This window comes from Sulfitobacter sp. OXR-159 (assembly GCF_034377145.1).
In the GTDB taxonomy this organism is placed as follows: Bacteria; Pseudomonadota; Alphaproteobacteria; order Rhodobacterales; family Rhodobacteraceae; genus Sulfitobacter.
The window spans coordinates 257898-275547 of the sequence record NZ_CP139707.1 but is presented as its reverse complement, the minus strand read 5'-3'; the positions used below and the strand labels follow the sequence as shown (position 1 = coordinate 275547).

Below are 17650 nucleotides of genomic sequence, written 5' to 3'. Positions count from 1 at the left end.
CCTCCCAGAGATATATTGGCACTCATTCCTACCGAAAGCTGCCTCCCTGCAGCTCCCTATTTGTGCCGGTGCGACCGCCTGACATTTATCTGACTGGTCGATCTTGTAGAAACTTTGCTTAGGGCTAGGCATAAAGCAAATTCTAAATTAGCATCACATCATAACGAAACCTGATGGGGTCGGATTTCATGCTACGTTTCAACATTCGGCAGATCGAAGCGTTTCGCGCAGTAATTGAAACTGGAAATATGACGCAAGCGGGCGAAGTGCTCGGCGTCACCCAGCCCGCCATCAGCCGCCTGATCCGCGACCTTGAAGAAGAGTATGGTCTACAGCTGTTTGCCCGTCATGCCGGCCGCATCGACCCAACCAAGGATGCCATTGCTTTCCATGCAGAAGTCGAACGCTGTTACGGAGAACTGGAACAGATGGTCAAGTTCGCCACTGAACTCGGCGCTCACCGCAAAAAGAGACTGCGCCTGGCCTCTACCGTCGGGCATTCATATTTTTTTCTTCCCGAGGTCATCAAGGCTTTTCACGCGCGTTGGCCGGATGTGGTGATCAGTCTGGTTAGCGGGCCATCGCCTGAGGTCGTCGAACATGTAGAAAAGGGCAGATGCGACATAGGGTTGGCGCTTTTGCCGCTCAATGTCCACGGTGTGGCCATCAAGACGATGCCCGAAACCAACCTTGTCTGCGTGATGCCAAAGGACCACGCCCTGTCCAAATTGAATTCCGTCGCGCCGCAAGACCTGCAAGAGACCCCCCTGCTGCTGATTTCAGAGAGTAGCCTGATGCGAAAGCGGCTGTTGAAAGCGTTCAACGAGGCTAATGTCACGCCAAACGTCATTCTGGACTCCACCTACACAGGCCCAATCTGCAGCTTGGTCGCGAACGGGATGGGCGTGTCGATCATGGATATTCTGACAGCAGACGCCTATTCGAACCTTGAGATCGAAATACGTCCCTTCAGCCCCAGTATACCCTGTGAATTGAAGCTGGTGCTCCCTGAGTCGCAGGTGCTGGCGCCGCCCGCGCAGGCGTTCGTGGAGATACTGATGGAACGTGCCCGCTAAGCGGGCGCGATTACCGCCTTTATAGGTCTAAGCCCGCCTTTCGCGCCACCTCCAGATCCTGCACGCCAGATTACCCGCAATAGGAAATAATCCGCTGCCGCAGCACCGTTAGCGCCTATGGTCCGTTTCCCGGCCCACACCTGCCGTTCGTGACTTGCGCGGCGAATGTCAGCTACCGAGTCCTTTTTTGTCGCACAGCGCAGCCGCAGCACTTGTCAGCGACAATGGGCAGAACAAGCCACCCTAAAAAGACATTTGGCGCTGAAGTGGATAGCTGCAGTCATTTGCAGGGTTATGAACCCGCGTGGCTCCCTCTGGTATCACGCGGCCGAAGATCAGTGCGTTCGATTTATCAGAGCAAAAATCCCGCGACTCAAGCCTCTCGCGCGTCACGCCGGCGCCGCATGGCCTTGGCAATGGGCCAGACGATCACGAGGAGAGTGGTGATGGCGAGCGCCGCAGAGATCGGACGAGTCAGCAGGTCGGTGGCGTCGCCACGGCTGATCAGCAGGGCGCGCCGGACGCTTTGTTCAGCCATCGGGCCCAAGATCATACCAAGGATAATCGGTGCCAGCGGAACGTTCACCTTTTCCAGGAAATACCCCACGAGGCCTGCGGCGAGCATCACCCAGAGGTCGACAGGGCGGCCGTTGATAACATAGACCCCCACGCACATCAGGATGAGGATTGACGGCACCAGAAGCACCCCAGGCAGGCGCTGGAACTGGGCAAAGACGCGAGTGGCGACGGCCCCTCCGAGAGCGAAGATCAAGACCGAAGTTAGGAGCATCTCCATCATGAAACCGCCGACCAGCACCGGGTTCTGATGGAACAGTTGCGGGCCGGGTTGCAGCCCATGGATGGTCAACGCGCTCAGCACCAGCGCCGCGACAACGTTGCCGGGGATGCCGAGCGCCAGCGCCGGGATCATCGACGCGGCGTTGTCGGCGTTGTTACCACATTCCGCCGCGGCTACGCCCTGCGGGTTACCTTTGCCGAAACTCGATGGATCGTCCGAGGCGTTCTTGGCGGCGTTGTAACTGAGAAAGGCCGCGATGTTGCCGCCCGCGCCTGGCAGGATGCCGACACCTATGCCGATGCCCGAGGAGCGCAGCCAAGTCGGGATCAATGCACGGCGTTCGCCGGGTTTGAAAGGCACATCGGTCAGCTTAAGTTGCGCGGCAGATAGCCCCTTGAGGTCGGCCTTTTCAGCCAATTGCAAGACCGGCGGCAGAGCATAAAGCCCCACCAGCACCACGATCAGGTCGAGCCCACCCAAAAGCCAGGTTTGGCCGAAGGTAAACCGAGCTTGGCCTGAAAGGTTATCGATCCCCATCGTGCCGATCAGCAGACCGAGCACGGCAGCCATGATCCCCTTGACCGGGTCTGAACCGACCATGACGCCGACCGATGCCATGCCGAAGATCGCGATCCAGAAATATTCGGCGGGGCCGAAATATAAGGTTACTCTTGCCAACAGTGGTCCGACAGTCATCAAAGCGATTGCGCTGGCGATGCCCCCAACAGCGGAGGACCAACAAGCAATCTTCAGCGCTTTCGCGGCCTCGCCTTTGTCGGCCATCGGGAAGCCGTCAAAGGTGGTGGCGATTGAGGCCGGAGTGCCGGGAATGCGCAGCAGTATCGCCGGGATTGCGCCGCCGTACATCGAGCCGTTGTAGATGCCTGCCACCATGGCCAGTGCCACTAACGGATCCATCGAATAGGTCAGGGGCAACAGGAGCGCGATAGCCATCACCGGGTTAAGCCCCGGCAGAGCGCCGATAAATACGCCCAGCAGCGTGGCACCGATCATTGCTGTCAGCGGCCCGAAGGTCAGAACTTGGGCCAATGCATTGGTGTAAAATTCCATATCAGGCTCCGGGTGCGAAGATGGATAGGAGGGCTTCACGCGGTAGCGGCTTTTCCAACAGCAATGAGAAGACGAGGTAAATCAGGATCATGAACACCAGCGCCACGATCAACGCATAGATACCCTGGCGAAAACCAAGCGCCACCGGCAGAGCCAGCATCAAAAGAAAGGACGCGGTGTAAAAGCCCAATGGCACAACCAGCGCCACGTAGATCGTCGAGAGTACCGCCGCGATGAACATCTGCGTGGGCGCGCTAATCAGCGCCCGCGCCTCGTTACGGCCTGAGCGGATAGCCTTTACCGTCACGGCTCCGCCGAGAAGCGCCAAGATCAGACCGAGTGACATCGGGTAATTCCCGCTGGCCCCGTTATAATCTGTCGCCTTCCAGGCCGCGGCCATGCCGAGGCCGGCAAAAAGCAGCCCGAGGACGATATCCTGACGCTTCTCCATCGTTCAAAGCCCGAGGTTCTTGGAGACTTCGGCCAGAGCGTCGTATTCGCCTTGCAGCCGTTTGCCCAGGTCTTCGCCCTTGACCACATTGGGCACTTCGCCCTTGGTGGCCAGAAACTCGACATAAGTAGGATCATTGACCGCCTCGTCGATCATGTCGGCCAGCTTGTCAACGATGGCCTGATCAAGACCCTTCGGCCCAAGAATGGCACGCCATAGAAGCGTTTCCTTGTCGCCAAGCCCCAATACCTCAAGCCCGGAAGCGCCCGGTAGGGCCGGAACGCCAGAGGCTGAAGTTACCAACGGGCACTTGGCTTCGCCGTTTTCGACGTAAGGCAAAACGGTCGAGATTGAACCGCCGTAGATATCCACGTGACCGCCAAGGAAATTTTGAAGCGTCTCGCCCGCGCCACCGAAGGGAATGGCGATAGCCTCGATCCCCTTGGCCTGGAAGACCCGCTCGGCAGCGAGCTGCATGGTGCCGCCGATGCCGTCATTGCCATAGGTGTACTTGCCCGGGTTGGCTTCCAGTTCGGCCAGGAACTCTTCGCCCGTGGTGGCCGGGAAATCTGACTTCACGCAAAGCGTATAGGCGGTTTGCGAGGTCGAGGCGATGGGGGTGAAGCTGTCGAGCGAATAGGCCACGTTCTGCACCTGCGGCACGGTGGTCAGGGGGCTGTTCCATGTGGCGAACAGTGAATAGCCGTCCGCGTTGGCCTGCATAAATTGCGAAGCCCCGACAGAGCCGCCGCCGCCACCCACATTCAGGATCGCAATGGAGGTACCGAGCTTTTCTTCCAAAAGGATCGCCAATTTACGGGCGCTGGTGTCGGTTCCTCCGCCGGCGCCGGCTGGTATGGTCAGTTCAATGGTACGTTCTGGGTATTCTGCCAGTGCCGGGGCGGCCAGCGCCGCGGCGGCGGACAGTCCGAGCAAAGTTGTCTTAATCATCATGGTCTCTCTCCCTTTGAAATTGAAGTCGTCAATTGATTTCGCTGCGATAGCGGAAGCCCTCGGCATTTCCGCTGGCGATGCGCCATTCGACGGGCTTGCCCTCGATGTCGAAGGCTGTGCGACAGATTACCGCCAGAGGATCATTCGTACGGATGCGCAGTTGTTGCGCCACTGCGTCCGAGGCACGCCCGAACGACACTTCGTCTGTCGCGCGTTTCACCAGCACGCCGAAATGCTCGAAATAGGTAGGATAAAGCAGCGGTCCGAAAGCGGCGTCCGGTAGGGCTTCGAAGCCAGAAAACCGCGCTTTGGGAATGTAGATCTCTTCGAACAGTACCGGTTGATCGGCCAAGCTGCGCAGACGCTCAATCTTTATCACATCCTTTGTGCCAAGCGCCCCGGCAGCCTCTGCGGACGCTTCTGCCAAGCTGCGCTTGATCATTTTGCTCTGCGGGATCGTCATCGGCTCACCGTTGCCCTCACGCATTGGGAAGAAGCGGAACAGGGTGGCGTTAAAGGACGGCGCACGCATGTAGGTACCCGACCCTTGGCGCCGTTCCAAAAGGCCCTCGCCCACCAGTCCGTCTACCGCCTTGCGCACCGTGCCTACAGAGACGTCGAATTCTCGCGCCAGACGCGCCTCCGACGGGATCGGCTGGTCGGGCGTCCAGTCGCCCGCAGCGATGCGCGCTGTTAAGGTGTCGCGCAACCGCGCATAAGCCGGCAACCGTGCATCTGTCATAGCGAATCTGGTGCTCATTGTCGTCCTCCCCAGAATGGCTTAACGAATATTGACCCATTCAGTCAACTGGTCATATATATGAATTGGCTAAGGAGCACATTATGATCCAATTCGACTGCCATGCGCATGTTTATGAAACGACCACTGCCGTCGACGGGGCGCGGTACGTCCCTGCCCGACCGGCGCCATTGGCGGAGTGGCTGGGCCATCAGGAAACACATAAGCTACGAGGCGGCGTCATCGTGCAGGTCAGCTTCCTTGGCACCGACAATTCGGAGATGTGCGCTGCACTTTCAAAATTGGACCGCTCGCGTTTCGCGGGAGTCGGTGTTGTCCCGTTAGACGTAGCCGACGAGGAACTGGACCGCCTCGCGCACGCTGGAATGCGCGGGGTTCGCTGGAATCTCGTCCGCGGCGCGGCAATCCCCCGCCTGAACGCGACCCCAACACAGCGATTTTTGGCAAAACTGAGAGACCGGAACCTGCACCTTGAGCTTCATCTTGAAGGCCCGCGCCTCGCACCGGTCCTTCCTGCGCTCGCAGACCAGGGGGTGAACCTGGTAATCGACCATTTCGGTCTACCGTCTGAACCGGACCCGCACAACGATCCGATGATCCGAGCGGTTGCCGCGATGTATGACCGAAGCGCGCTGTATTTCAAGTTCGCCGCGCACTACCGCATCCCGTTCGACATCACGTTCCATGCCAGCGAACTACTGGGTGTACTGCCCGACAGTCACGTTGTCTGGGGCAGCGATTGGCCGCACACTCAGCACGAGAACCACACTGGCTATGCTGACGTCTGGTCTCGCAACAAAGAGTGGCGCAACTTATCGAACAGAACCGCAGCGAAAAGGCTGTACGGCATACGCTGAATTCCAAGCGGGATCGGCCCAACCCATCTGCTGCCCCGGAATCTATATGCGCCCAGTTGAAATGCAGCCCGGAGATCACAGCGGCCGGCGTAAGCCATTTTGGGGCACCCCACCGCGATGCATGTATTCGCCATCGTCCCTGACCGGACATTCACGCGACTCGTGGCGAACGGCAGTGAAAAACCCGAACCAACAAGCGCTCCACTATGAATGAAGCTCAGCGAAACGCAAAATGCGGGCATTGCCAAACTGCAAAGCTTAGTAAATGTTCTGAGCAAGGGAATGGGAAGTTCAGAAGCACCACCGACCTGCTCTGCGGTTGTCCTTCTCTGAAACTTGATAGAATCGATTATGCCCCACGAACTGCCCCCTGATCTTGGTAATGCCCTACAGTTTTCAACTGAGGATTTAGACGTTGAGTTTAAGCGCTCACTACCCCTGCGCGAGAATATAGGCAAAGCGAAGCTTGCCAAGGAAATCTGCGCTTTGGCCAATCATGGTGGAGAGTGGATCCTATTGGGTCGCGAAGACGATGGGTCTTACCCGGATGCAATCCCAACAGAGATTATAACCGTCGATCAAGACCAAGTTAATCAAATCGCGGCTGCTTATTTGCAACCGGCACCGCACTGCACCGTCAGTAAACAGCAACCGGAGGGAGTAGCTTTTGCTGTGCCAGTCATCTGGGTGCCCCCATGTGGCACATCACCAGTTTGCGCAAAAAAGAATGGACCAGACGACGAACGCGGGCGCACGCGAGGCGTTACAAAGGGTATACACTACACCCGCAGGCGGGCCCTGTTTCAGCGCCTATTGAATCTCCAGATGAATGGCAGGACGTGATAAGGCGCTGTGTTCTAAGTGACAAAGCTTCATTGCTTGGCGCTTTGTCAACCATGATCGAACAGCCCCGACCTACGCCTGAGACGGTGGAAGAAAGCGTTTTCGAAGCTGACTTCGAACATACCGTTGGAAAATGGAAGGAGGAGGCTCAGGAACACCCATATGAAGTTGATCTATCGAATTGCTTTGTGGGTTATGGCTTCACCTGGTTGATGCTGAACGAGTAACAACCGATCAGATTACTGAGTGTTTGCGCCAACGTCCGCATGATGCACGCGGCGGCCATGTCTTTTTCGAAAGCAACTACAATACCCCCTATCGTCCCTTTGTAATCGAGGTAGCGGGCCATCACGGGCTCGAGGTCCATGTAAATACCACAGACTTCGATCATCGTGCCGTTTGGCGGCTTAGTGAGTGGTTAAGCGGAACGGAGGCTATCTCGTATTGGGAGGACACCGCCCGGATAAAGGAAGCCGTTGAGCACAGGTCCTCACTTACCTGGGAACGAGGCCAGCATATATGGATAGCTCAACAGATTTCCTACGCTAATAGTTTCCTCGCAACGGTGAAGCACATTGCTGACTACTTTGATTTCACCGGTGACGTCCGCATCCGTGTTTTGTTTAGTGGATTAAGTGGGCGAAACCTCAGATCCACCAACATTGGGGTCTACTACAGCATGGACTACCGGGCTCGCCAGAACACAAAGCAAATCGACTTTGTCCTAAAAGCTTCAGATTTAGCTGCCGAAACTCGGAGCTCGGCAATCGCTTCGATCATTCAGCCGATGAACAAACTCACTCAAGGACCTGTAGTTAACGCTGAGAGCGTCGTTCGCAGCCTTAGGGCTAATTGAGGATAGAGCTGCCTACAATAGGTCGGGTGCCGGCCCCGCAAAGCTGGCCGGCCGCATAGTGAAGGTCAAAAATTTTTTCGTAGCTGACCCTCATGCCTCACGCAGCGGATGACCTGTGTGGATGGCTCCTGCATAGTAAACCTCCGGCGACGGCCGTCTGATCTCAGGCTCGATCCGATGGTAAGTCCGACCTTATGTCCGACTTTATCAACCGCCCTCAAATCGAAGTTCTGTCTGCTGCCGATGGTGAACGCCGCCGGCATTGGTCGGATGATGACAAACTGCGCATTGTGGAAGAAAGCTTTATTGGCCACCGTCAGGTGACAGCCACGGCGCGGCGACACGGCATTTGCCGGTCGCTTTTGACGACTTGGCGGCGGCAGTATCGAAACGGTGAGCTTGGGTCTTCTGGCTCTGTATCGTTCGCGCCGGTGACTGTGCCGAAGGAAGTTTCCGCGTCGCAGGCAAATCCGATCGATGCCATTCCATCTCCGGACTGTCGGGTTGAGGTAGCTCTTCCGAATGGGCGTCGACTCATCGTGCCGATCGGCGTGGAGTCCGAAGCGCTTGCTCGGATTCTGGCAGTGGTGGATCGGTAATCCCCCCTAAAAATAGTGGTGTTCAAAAGTAGAATTTTCTCGGCAAGATATCTGAGGAGATTTATGATGAAGAACGGACGATTTAGCGACGCACAGATCATGGCCGTGTTGAAGCAGGCAGAGGGTGGCGTTCCGGTCTCTGAGCTGTGCCGCGAGCACGGAATGAGCAGCGCGAGTTTTTACAAATGGCGGGCCAAGTTTGGCGGCATGGACGCGTCCTTGATTTCCGAGATGAAGGATATGGCGGAAGAGAACCGTCGTCTGAAGCGCATGTATGCCGAGATGAGCATGCAAAACGACCTGCTGAAGGAAGCGCTTGGAAAAAAGCGTTAAGGCCGTCTCATCGGCGAGAGATGGCCATGAATGCAGTTGAGCAATATGGGGTCAGCATAGCTCTGGCCTGCCGTGCGTTCGAGATCAGCGAGACCTGCTACAGATACAGCCCTGTGCTGAGCGATGAGAACGAAGAGATCGCAGATTGGCTTGAACGCTTGACGACTAACAAGCGGACCTGGGGCTTCGGCCTGTGCTTTTTGTATCTGCGCAACGTGCAGGGCTATGGCTGGAACCATAAAAGAGTCTACCGGATCTACTGTGAGCTGGCGTTGAACCTGCGCCCCTCTCGGGACATTGCTGCGCAATGCCCTGCCGGTTGACAATCAATCCGAAGAAACGCTTAAAGCGGGACAAGCCGGAGCCACTGGCTGTGCCTGAAAGACCAAATGAAACTTGGTCCATGGACTTCATGGCGGATCAGTTGGCGGATGGCCGGTCGATCAGGACGTTAAACGTCTTGGATGACTTCAATCGCGAAGGACTGGCTATTGAGGTCGACTTCTCGCTGCCTGCTGAACGTGTCGTGCGTGCGCTGAACCAGATCATTGAGTGGCGCGGAAAGCCCCAAGCTATTCGTGTGGACAACGGCCCAGAATACGTCAGCGGGAAGCTCATGGAATGGGCTGAGAAACGCAATGTGCGGCTCGAATATATCCAGCCCGGAAAGCCCCAACAGAATGCCTATATCGAGCGCTACAACCGCACCGTTCGCCCCTCTCATCGCAACTTCGTTGCGACTGCCGGGCAGTGGGACGAATGGCTGGGGCAATACATCTTCGAAACCATTGAGGAGGCACAAGACCAAGCAACACAATGGCTCTGGACTTACAACAACGAGCGACCCAACATGGGCATCGGCGGCATGACACCCGCAATGAAACTGAAAACGGCTGCGTGAATTCTACGGCTGGACCCCATTAAAAATGGGGGGATTACCCTCCAGCCTCTGGCGGTCTTTGTCCGCAAGATGGCCCATGCCTGATCTACGAGAAACCGCATCCTTGTACGCGGCTATCTTCCGCAGGATATTGCGCCGATCTCGGTCAGAGATTTGACTGTCTGGTTTGCATTTGCTCACGTTCTCTCGGAAATTGATCAGGTGCTGTTTCAACCGATGTTCAATGTCAAAGACCGACGGGGTATTCGGGTCCGGGAATCTCACGTCGGCAAATTTGATGCGTGGCATTTGATGTCCTCTCATGGCCAGCTCACCAGTAACTTGGCGACCAGCATTCGACAGCGAATGGCTGCCTGTAGTTAAACGAGAGGATCCGGAACCTTGATAAAGTTGGTGCCATTCATTGGAAGGATATCAACTGGCGTGTCAAATATGCGCGAAAGCCACCCGGACAGACAACCTTAGCGACACGAGAAACTCAGCCGTAACCACATGAAACAAAATACAAAATACTGCCACGCCTGCGTTCAGAACACCATTATGCGCAAGCTATTGCTTGGTTTTGCGCATACATTCGCTTTCGTTGGCACATCGCGCAAGACGCATGGCGACCCCGGCAGGATTCGAACCTGCAACCTGCCCCTTAGGAGGGGGCTGCTCTATCCAGTTGAGCCACGGGGCCGACAGGGGCGGTTTAGCGCAAGCATGGGGCGATGTCATCGGCAGAATGGCCACCGATTGTTCGGGCGCCCCGGCCCGACTGCACGACCTGACTGCACGGCCTGACTGCGGCAGTGCTTGATCGCGCGTCCCGCTTCGCGCTACCTATGGGTGAGGCAAACAGGAAAACCAAATTGACCACACCCCCCAAACGCCCGTTGACCCTACGCGATGTATCCGATGCTTGTGGCGTTTCCGAGATGACGGTCAGCCGTGTCCTGCGCAAACGCGGCGACGTATCAGAGGCCACCCGCAACCGTGTTCTCGCCGCCGCCAAGGCGCTTGGCTATGTGCCCAACCAGATCGCCGGATCGCTGGCCAGCCAGCGCGTGAACCTTGTGGCAGTGGTGATCCCGTCGCTGGGCAATATGGTGTTTCCCGAAGTCCTGAACGGCATTAATCAGGTGCTCGAAGACACGCCGCTGCAGCCGGTCGTGGGGGTGACGGACTACCTCCCCGAAAAGGAAGAGCGGGTGCTCTATGAGATGCTCTCATGGCGGCCCTCGGGGGTGATCATCGCGGGCCTGGAACATTCCGACGCCACCCGCGCCATGCTCCGCAATGCAGGCATTCCAGTGGTCGAGATTATGGACACCGACGGCAAACCCATCGATGCGATGGTGGGTATCTCACACCGTCGCGCGGGGCGCGAGATGGCGCAGGCGATCCTGCGCGAAGGCTATGAGCGGATCGGCTTCATGGGCACGAAAATGCCGCTGGATCACCGCGCCCGCAAACGGTTCGAAGGTTTCACCGAAGGGCTCGCCAAGGCAGGGGTGGAGATCGAAGACCGCGCCTTTTACTCCGGCGGCTCTGCGCTGGCCAAGGGTCGCGAGATGACGCAAGAAATGTTGGAACGCTCACCCGACCTCGATTTCCTCTATTATTCCAATGACATGATTGGCGCGGGCGGGCTACTGCATCTGATCGATCAAGGCATCGACATCCCCGGTCAGATCGGTTTGGCGGGGTTCAACAACGTCGAACTGTTGCAAGGTTTGCCGCGTCAACTGGCGACGATGGATGCCTGCCGGAACGAGATCGGTCAGGCAGCGGCGCGGATCATCCTCAACCAGACCCAGCCCGAGCCGGACCCGGAAATGCAGACCCAGATCACCCTTACCCCGACGCTGTCGCTGGGCGACACCCTGCGCCGCCGCCGTCAGGGGTGAGCCGCCCCAGGCTCGCCAATGCCGCCGCGCGGCGGTTATTTTTGGCGCGTCACCTGCTGTCCGACCCGCCGCAGGGCCCGGCCAAGGGCGTGGCGCTGCTCAAACTGATCCATGATCTGGGCTTCGTGCAGCTCGACAGCATCAATACCGTGGCGCGGGCGCATGATCTGATCCTCTTTGCACGGCGCCCTCGGTATCGCCCCGCTGCCCTGAAACGGCTCTATGAAAATGGCCGCGCGCTGTTTGAGCATTGGACCCATGACGCCGCCGTCATCCCGATGGAATTCTACCCCCAGTGGCACCTGCGCCGCACCCGCGATGCGGCAAAGCTGCTGGGCCGTTGGAAGGATTGGCAGCGCCATGATTTCGAAGCGCAAATGCAAAGCGTGCTGGCGCAGGTCCGCGCGGAGGGCGGCGTCACCTCATCAGATGTGGGCCGGGACGAGCCGCGCAGCAGCGGAGGCTGGTGGCAGTGGCATCCGTCGAAAACCGCGCTGGAATATCTGTGGCGCAGCGGCGCGCTGGCGGTGACCGGGCGCGAGGGCTTTCGCAAACGCTATGATCTGACCGAGCGGGTGGTGCCCGCCGCGCTGCGTGACCCGGCGAATGCCCCTGACATAGGGCAGACGGTCGACTGGTGCTGCAATCAGGCGCTGGCGCGTTTAGGCTTTGCCACGGCGGGGGAGCTCGCGGCCTTCTGGGCGCATATCTCTCCCGCCGAAGCGCGCGGATGGTGCGCGGCCGAACAGGCCGCCGGGCGGTTGGAGGAGATCGATATCGAGGCCGCCGATGGCAGCCTACGCCCTGCCTTTGTCCGCCCCGGCTGGGCCGATGACCCCGCCCTCATCCGCGAACCGCCCAAACGGCTTCGGGTGCTCAGCCCCTTCGACCCCGCCCTGCGCGACCGCAAACGCGCGGCACGGCTCTTCGGTTTTGACTATCGGATCGAAGTCTTCGTGCCCGAGGCGCAGCGTAGATACGGCTACTATGTTTTCCCCTTGCTGCAGGGCGACAGGCTGGTGGGCCGCGTTGATATGAAAGCCCATCGCGACGCGGATGAGCTGCGCATCACCGCGCTTTGGCCCGAGCGTGGCATCCGCTGGGGCAAGGGGCGGCAGGTGGCGTTTGAGGCGGAAGTGCACCGTCTCCTGCCGCTCGCCGGGGTGAGCCAAGTCTGTTTTGCCGACGACTGGCTGCGTGATCCGGTCTAGGCGAAGCTGGGCGGCTGCAACCCTGCGTGAAACCAGTTGAGATAACTGTGGATCGAATGCACGGGCCGCCCGGTCGCCGCCGCGATGTCGGGGGCGTATGGCACCATATTGGTGCACTCCAACAGGATCGCGCCGACATCTGCATGGGCCTCTACCAGCCGCTGCGCCGCCTGCACCATCTCGGCCCGCGCCTGCGGCACATCAAGGTCGGGCAAATTGCCAAGGATCGTCCGGGCGAAACTGCTGCCTTCCAACCCCATCACCGGGCTGCCTTCGGGCACGCCCGCCGCGCGCAGATGGGCGGGCGAAAGGGTGCTGGCCGAGATCGTTAAAATCCCCACCCTGCGCCCGGGCGGCAGGCAAGCCGCGATCTGCCCGGCCTGCTCTAACGCCGAGGCCGCAACCGGCACGTCCAACGCTTCGGCCAGACGGGGCCGGATCAGCGCCAAGAACCCGCAGGTGGTGGCGATGCCAGTGCAGCCTTCCGCGACCAAGTCCCGCCCCACCGCGATGAATGCCTGCACAAAGGGTTCGATATCATCGCAAACGATGGCTTCGGGCGTGGCCCCCGGCACAACAGCATAGCGCACCGGAAACGACCAACTCCCCGCATTGCCGACATCGCCCAGAATGCGGGGGAACCGCGTGTCGAGCATCAGTATCCCCAGCCGCGCGCCTGTCTCGTTTGCCATATGCCCTCCGTTTGGGCGCAGGGTGCCTTTGCGGGCAGCGGGAGACAAGCAAAACCATGACGATGACATTTTATCAGCATTTTGTTGACGTGGTGATTTTTTGTGTAAAGATGCCCCAAAGGAACCCAGCCATGACCCAACGCGAAAACGAAAGCCGCCACCCATGAGCCAGCATGTCGTCGTTATCGGCGCCGGAATTGTCGGCGTCTCTGCCGCGATCTGGCTGCGCCGCGCCGGGGCGGAAGTGACGCTGCTGGACCGGTCTGAGCCGGGGCGGGGCACCTCGCATGGCAATGGTGGCGTGCTGGCGGCGGCGGGCGTTGCGCCGGTGACCGGGCCGGGCCTGATGCGGAAATCGCCGGGGATGCTGCGCGACCCCGAGTTTCCGCTGTTCCTGCGTTGGCCCTATCTCCCACGTCTGCTGCCATGGCTACGCCGCTACATGAGCCACGCCAACGATGCCGACACCCGACGCATCTCTGCCGGGCTGGTGCCCATCGTGAGCGACAGCGTGGCGCAACACAAAGCCCTCTGCGCCGATCTGGGGCTGGCCGATTGGGTGCGCGACGGCGACTATTGCTTTGCCTATACCAGCCGCGCGGCCTTTGAGGCCGAAGCCTATACATGGGCGCTCCGCCGCGAGGCGGGCTTCGTGCCGGAGATCATCGAAGGCGGCGCGGTCAGGGAATTTGACCCGGCCTATGGCCCGCAGATCACCTGCATCGCCCGGTTGGCCGACCACGGTTTCATCGCCGACCCCGGCGGCTATGTCCGGGCGCTGGCCAAGGCGTTTGAGGGGATGGGCGGCACTATTAGACGGGCCGAGGTTGAGGACATCACGGTCCTTGATGAAGAGGTCACTTCGGTCCTGACCGATCAAGGCCCCCTGCCCTGCGACGACGTGCTGCTGGCCACGGGCGTCTGGTCGAAACCGCTGATGCGCAAGCTGGGGATCAATGTGCCGCTGGAATCCGAACGCGGCTACCACATCGTGTTTAAGGATGCTGAGGGCGGCCCGTCGCGCCCCACCATGATGGCGGCAGGCAAATTCGTCGCCACGCCAATGGCCGAGGGGCTGCGCTGCGCCGGGATCGTCGAATTCGGCGGGTTGGAGGCAGGTGCATCCAAAGCGCCCTTAGCGCTGCTGCATCGTCAGGCCAAGGCCGCCTTTCCCAACCTCACCGCCGAGGAAGAGATCGAATGGCTGGGGCACCGACCCGCCCCCAGCGACTCGCTGCCCCTGATCGGGCAGATCGGGACGAGCCGGGTCTATACTGCCTTCGGGCATCACCACATCGGGTTGACGGGCGGGCCGAAAACGGGCCGACTGGTCGCCGGATTGATCACGGGGCAGCCGCCAAACACGGATCTGACTCCGTATCACCCCCAGCGCTTTGACAGATAACGCCAAGCGCGCACGCAAATAAACAAGGGAGAAACCAAATGACACTGACAGCAAGACTGATGGCCGGCGCGGCGATGACCGCCCTGACACTGGGCACCGCCATGCCCGCCTTCGCGGCCGAGAATTGGGACATGCCGATGGCCTATTCGGCCTCGAACTTCCATTCCGAGAACGGCGTGCAATTCGCCGAATGCGTGACCGAAGCCACCGGCGGCGAGATCGAGATCACTGTGCATCCGGGCGGCGCACTTTTCGCTGGGGCCGACATCAAACGCGCGATCCAGACCGGTCAGGTTCAGATCGGCGAGCGTCTGCTCTCTGGCCACCAGAACGAGAACGCGGTCTTCGGCTTTGACTCCATCCCCTTCCTCGCGCCTTCTTTCGAGGCGAGCGCGAAGCTCTGGGAAGCCGCCAAGCCCAAAGTCGAAGCCGTGCTGGAAGAGCAGAACCTCGTCCTGCTTTATAACGTGCCATGGCCACCTCAAGGGCTCTACTTCAAGAAGGAAGTCGGCTCGGTCGAGGACATGAAGGGCGTGAAATTCCGCTCCTACAACAACACCACCGCGCGATTGGCCGAACTGACCGGCATGTCGCCCGTCACCATCGAAGCCGCCGAAGTCAGCCAAGCCTTCGCCACGGGTGTTGCGGAATCGATGATCTCGTCGGGGGCCACCGGCTATGACCAGAAGGTCTGGGAAAGCCTGACGCATTTCTACGAAGTCGACGCTTGGCTGCCGCGCAACTACGTGATGGTGAACGCCGATGTCTGGGCCGAAGTCACGGACGCCAACAAAGAGGCGATCACCACCTGCGCCACCGAGGCCGAAGAACGTGGCCTGCAAGCCTCCAAGGACTACACCCAGTTCACCTATGACGGGCTGCGCGAAGGCGGCATGAACGTGGAGCCTGCCAGCGAAGAGCTGATGTCCGGCCTGCGCGAAGTGGGTGAGACCATGACGCAAGAATGGCTCGAAGCCGCGGGCGAAGACGGTCAGGCGATCGTCGACGACTATAAGGCGATGCAATAATCACGAAACCTGCGGCGGCCCGTTATTCGGGCCGCCGTTCTCATGCCGGGGCATGACTTGACTGAGGGAGAGCCAGATGAAGGCGCTGCGCAGACTATTGGACGGGCTTTACATCGGGGCGGGGGCGTTGGCGGCGCTCTGTCTGGTGGCCATCCTCACCTTGATCGTGGCCCAGATGGTCGCCCGCTGGACCGGCAATGTCTTTCCGGGCGCGGCCAGCTATGCGGGCTATGCCATGGCCGGGGCAAGCTTCCTCGCCTTTGCCAATGCGCTGAACCGCGGCTCGCATATCCGCGTGTCGATCCTGCTTAACGCGCTAAGCACGGGCGGGAAGCGGCTGCTTGATATCTGGTGTTTCGCCGTGGCGGCGGCGGTCGCGTGGTACTTCACCTATTACGCCTATTGGTTCGTCTACTGGTCGTGGAAGTTCAACGAGGTCAGCCAAGACCAAGACGCCACGGCGCTGTGGATACCGCAATCTGTCATGGTCATCGGCGGCGGCATTCTGGCCATCGCGCTGACGGACAACCTTTTGCACCTCATCTTCAAGGGCGACCACCGCGTCACCCGTGACCTAGTCGATCAAAGCTTCGGGGAATGACGCCATGACCGAGATTTATGCCATTGCCCTGTTCCTGATCGTCCTGTTCTTCCTCCTCGGCACTGGTGTCTGGGTCGGGCTCGCCCTGATGGGCGTGGCCTGGGTCGGGATGGAGCTTTTCACCACCCGCCCCGTCGGCGACGCGATGATCACCACGATCTGGGCCAGTTCCTCTAGTTGGACGCTGACCGCGCTGCCGCTTTTTGTCTGGATGGGCGAAATCCTTTACCGCACGCGATTGTCGCAAGACATGTTCCGCGGGCTGTCGCCGTGGCTCGCGAAACTGCCGGGCGGGCTGGTGCATACCAATATCGTGGGCTGTACCGTGTTTGCCGCCGTCTCCGGCTCTTCCGCCGCGACGCTGACGACCGTGGGCAAAATGTCGATCCCCGAACTTCGGGCGCGCAACTATCCCGAAAAGATGATCATCGGCACGCTGGCCGGGGCCGCGACACTGGGCCTGATGATCCCGCCCTCGCTGGCGCTGATTGTCTACGGCGTCACGGTGAACGAAAGCATCACCAAGCTCTTCTTTGCCGGCGTCATGCCCGGCCTGCTGCTGGCGCTGATGTTCATGGGCTATGTCGCGATCACCAGTAAGCTGTCAAAAGACTGGAACCCCGATATCGAGACCGACATGAGCTTTGCCGACAAGCTGCGCAACTCACGTTTCCTGCTGCCGGTCTTCGCGCTGATCACGGTCGTGATCGGCTCCATGTATCTGGGTTTTGCCACGGCGACCGAGGCCGCCGCCATCGGCGTCATCGGCTCGCTGACGCTAGCGCTGTTCCAAGGCTCGCTGAACTGGCACAGCTTCCGCGAGAGCCTGATGGGGGCGATGCGCACCTCCGCCATGATCGCGCTGATCCTTGCCGGTGCGGCGTTCCTGAAACTGTCGATGGGGTTCACCGGCCTGCCCCGCGCCTTGGCCGACGGGATTGCGGCGATGGAGCTGTCTCGCTTCGAGTTGCTGATGGCGCTTTTGGTCTTCTATATCGTGCTGGGCATGTTCCTCGACGGGATTTCCTCGGTCGTGCTGACCATGGCCGTGGTGGAGCCGATGGTGCGCGGCGCAGGCATCGACCTGATCTGGTTCGGCATCTTCGTGGTCGTGGTCGTCGAAATGGCCCAGATCACCCCGCCGATTGGCTTTAACCTCTTCGTGCTGCAAGGCATGACCAATCACGAGATGGGCTATATCACCAAGGCCGCGCTGCCGATGTTTGCGATCATGGTTTTCATGGTTTTCGTGCTGATCTGGTTCCCCGAAGTGGCCACATGGCTGCCCGAAAACCTGCGCAGCGGCCCGGCCAGCGGGTGA

At 59.6% G+C, this 17650-nt stretch carries 15 protein-coding genes, 1 tRNA gene and 2 pseudogenes; 12 read left to right on the top strand and 6 right to left on the bottom strand.

Annotated features, from left to right (window positions below; genetic code table 11):
* The first annotated feature begins 188 nt into the window (after positions 1–188).
* Positions 189–1076 (top strand): LysR family transcriptional regulator, encoded by an 888-nt coding sequence (locus T8A63_RS01305; protein ID WP_161487434.1) that lies wholly within the window; start codon positions 189–191, stop codon positions 1074–1076.
* 373 nt (positions 1077–1449) lie between these two features.
* Here the strand turns inward: T8A63_RS01305 and T8A63_RS01300 are convergent, their stop codons facing one another.
* The 4 genes from T8A63_RS01300 to T8A63_RS01285 are packed head-to-tail and all read right to left on the bottom strand — an operon-like array spanning position 1450 to position 5111.
* Complete coding sequence (locus T8A63_RS01300; protein ID WP_067627573.1) at positions 1450–2946, bottom strand: tripartite tricarboxylate transporter permease; 1497 nt, start codon at positions 2944–2946, stop codon at positions 1450–1452.
* 1 nt (position 2947) lies between these two features.
* Positions 2948–3397, bottom strand: coding sequence for a tripartite tricarboxylate transporter TctB family protein (locus T8A63_RS01295; protein WP_322344769.1), 450 nt, complete (start codon positions 3395–3397; stop codon positions 2948–2950).
* Positions 3398–3400: 3 nt separating this feature from the next.
* On the bottom strand, positions 3401–4351 hold the full coding sequence (locus T8A63_RS01290) for a tripartite tricarboxylate transporter substrate binding protein (RefSeq protein ID WP_067627576.1): 951 nt from the start codon (positions 4349–4351) through the stop codon (positions 3401–3403).
* Positions 4352–4379: 28 nt separating this feature from the next.
* Positions 4380–5111, bottom strand: a complete 732-nt coding sequence (locus T8A63_RS01285) for a GntR family transcriptional regulator (RefSeq protein ID WP_300057143.1) — start codon at positions 5109–5111, stop codon at positions 4380–4382.
* 83 nt (positions 5112–5194) lie between these two features.
* Here T8A63_RS01285 and T8A63_RS01280 point away from each other — a divergent pair, with 83 nt between their 5' ends.
* The 5 genes and pseudogenes from T8A63_RS01280 (at position 5195) to T8A63_RS01265 (ending at position 9500) form a co-directional block, all read left to right on the top strand.
* Complete coding sequence (locus T8A63_RS01280; protein ID WP_067627580.1) at positions 5195–5968, top strand: amidohydrolase family protein; 774 nt, start codon at positions 5195–5197, stop codon at positions 5966–5968.
* A gap of 351 nt (positions 5969–6319) precedes the next feature.
* A pseudogene (locus T8A63_RS22370) lies at positions 6320–6607 on the top strand (helix-turn-helix domain-containing protein); the annotation flags it as partial.
* Positions 6608–6663: 56 nt separating this feature from the next.
* Positions 6664–7038 carry a hypothetical protein gene (locus T8A63_RS01275; RefSeq protein ID WP_322344768.1) on the top strand — a complete coding sequence of 125 codons (375 nt, stop codon included), beginning with the start codon at positions 6664–6666 and terminating at the stop codon, positions 7036–7038.
* 823 nt (positions 7039–7861) lie between these two features.
* On the top strand, positions 7862–8266 hold the full coding sequence (tnpA, locus tag T8A63_RS01270) for an IS66-like element accessory protein TnpA (protein ID WP_289084415.1): 405 nt from the start codon (positions 7862–7864) through the stop codon (positions 8264–8266).
* Between the two features lie 66 nt (positions 8267–8332).
* Positions 8333–9500, top strand: a pseudogene (locus tag T8A63_RS01265) (IS3 family transposase).
* A gap of 605 nt (positions 9501–10105) precedes the next feature.
* Here T8A63_RS01265 and T8A63_RS01260 read toward each other — a convergent pair.
* Positions 10106–10182, bottom strand: a tRNA-Arg gene (locus T8A63_RS01260).
* Between the two features lie 172 nt (positions 10183–10354).
* Here T8A63_RS01260 and T8A63_RS01255 point away from each other — a divergent pair.
* Both T8A63_RS01255 and T8A63_RS01250 read left to right on the top strand, forming a co-directional pair.
* Entirely contained in the window at positions 10355–11392 is a 1038-nt protein-coding gene (locus T8A63_RS01255; RefSeq protein ID WP_322344767.1) for a LacI family DNA-binding transcriptional regulator, read from the top strand.
* A complete protein-coding gene (locus tag T8A63_RS01250) occupies positions 11389–12603 on the top strand; it encodes a winged helix-turn-helix domain-containing protein (RefSeq protein ID WP_322344766.1) in 1215 nt (404 codons plus the stop codon). The genes T8A63_RS01255 and T8A63_RS01250 overlap by 4 nt, the downstream gene beginning before the upstream one ends.
* On the opposite strand, the gene T8A63_RS01245 is transcribed toward T8A63_RS01250, so the two are convergent.
* Positions 12600–13295 carry an aspartate/glutamate racemase family protein gene (locus T8A63_RS01245; RefSeq protein ID WP_322344765.1) on the bottom strand — a complete coding sequence of 232 codons (696 nt, stop codon included), beginning with the start codon at positions 13293–13295 and terminating at the stop codon, positions 12600–12602. The two genes, T8A63_RS01250 and T8A63_RS01245, sit on opposite strands and share 4 nt — an antisense overlap.
* 163 nt (positions 13296–13458) lie before the next feature.
* Here T8A63_RS01245 and T8A63_RS01240 point away from each other — a divergent pair, with 163 nt between their 5' ends.
* The 4 genes from T8A63_RS01240 (at position 13459) to T8A63_RS01225 (ending at position 17650) form a co-directional block, all read left to right on the top strand.
* Positions 13459–14700: an FAD-binding oxidoreductase gene (locus tag T8A63_RS01240; RefSeq protein WP_322344764.1), complete on the top strand. Its 1242-nt coding sequence runs from the start codon at positions 13459–13461 to the stop codon at positions 14698–14700.
* A 38-nt stretch (positions 14701–14738) separates the two neighbouring features.
* Positions 14739–15728 carry a TRAP transporter substrate-binding protein gene (locus T8A63_RS01235; protein WP_322344763.1) on the top strand — a complete coding sequence of 330 codons (990 nt, stop codon included), beginning with the start codon at positions 14739–14741 and terminating at the stop codon, positions 15726–15728.
* Between the two features lie 76 nt (positions 15729–15804).
* Complete coding sequence (locus tag T8A63_RS01230; protein ID WP_067631297.1) at positions 15805–16329, top strand: TRAP transporter small permease; 525 nt, start codon at positions 15805–15807, stop codon at positions 16327–16329.
* A gap of 4 nt (positions 16330–16333) precedes the next feature.
* Positions 16334–17650 (top strand): TRAP transporter large permease subunit, encoded by a 1317-nt coding sequence (locus T8A63_RS01225; RefSeq protein WP_322344762.1) that lies wholly within the window; start codon positions 16334–16336, stop codon positions 17648–17650.

What these genes read in the sequence shown, in the direction of transcription:
- T8A63_RS01305 (WP_161487434.1), top strand. Translation starts at nt 189, where the DNA reads ATGCTACGTTTCAACATTCGGCAGATCGAAGCGTTTCGCGCAGTAATT.
- T8A63_RS01300 (WP_067627573.1), bottom strand. Translation starts at nt 2,946, where the DNA reads ATGGAATTTTACACCAATGCATTGGCCCAAGTTCTGACCTTCGGGCCG.
- T8A63_RS01295 (WP_322344769.1), bottom strand. Translation starts at nt 3,397, where the DNA reads ATGGAGAAGCGTCAGGATATCGTCCTCGGGCTGCTTTTTGCCGGCCTC.
- T8A63_RS01290 (WP_067627576.1), bottom strand. Translation starts at nt 4,351, where the DNA reads ATGATGATTAAGACAACTTTGCTCGGACTGTCCGCCGCCGCGGCGCTG.
- T8A63_RS01285 (WP_300057143.1), bottom strand. Translation starts at nt 5,111, where the DNA reads ATGAGCACCAGATTCGCTATGACAGATGCACGGTTGCCGGCTTATGCG.
- T8A63_RS01280 (WP_067627580.1), top strand. Translation starts at nt 5,195, where the DNA reads ATGATCCAATTCGACTGCCATGCGCATGTTTATGAAACGACCACTGCC.
- T8A63_RS01275 (WP_322344768.1), top strand. Translation starts at nt 6,664, where the DNA reads ATGTGGCACATCACCAGTTTGCGCAAAAAAGAATGGACCAGACGACGA.
- tnpA (WP_289084415.1), top strand. Translation starts at nt 7,862, where the DNA reads ATGTCCGACTTTATCAACCGCCCTCAAATCGAAGTTCTGTCTGCTGCC.
- T8A63_RS01245 (WP_322344765.1), bottom strand. Translation starts at nt 13,295, where the DNA reads ATGGCAAACGAGACAGGCGCGCGGCTGGGGATACTGATGCTCGACACG.
- T8A63_RS01240 (WP_322344764.1), top strand. Translation starts at nt 13,459, where the DNA reads ATGAGCCAGCATGTCGTCGTTATCGGCGCCGGAATTGTCGGCGTCTCT.
- T8A63_RS01235 (WP_322344763.1), top strand. Translation starts at nt 14,739, where the DNA reads ATGACACTGACAGCAAGACTGATGGCCGGCGCGGCGATGACCGCCCTG.
- T8A63_RS01230 (WP_067631297.1), top strand. Translation starts at nt 15,805, where the DNA reads ATGAAGGCGCTGCGCAGACTATTGGACGGGCTTTACATCGGGGCGGGG.
- T8A63_RS01225 (WP_322344762.1), top strand. Translation starts at nt 16,334, where the DNA reads ATGACCGAGATTTATGCCATTGCCCTGTTCCTGATCGTCCTGTTCTTC.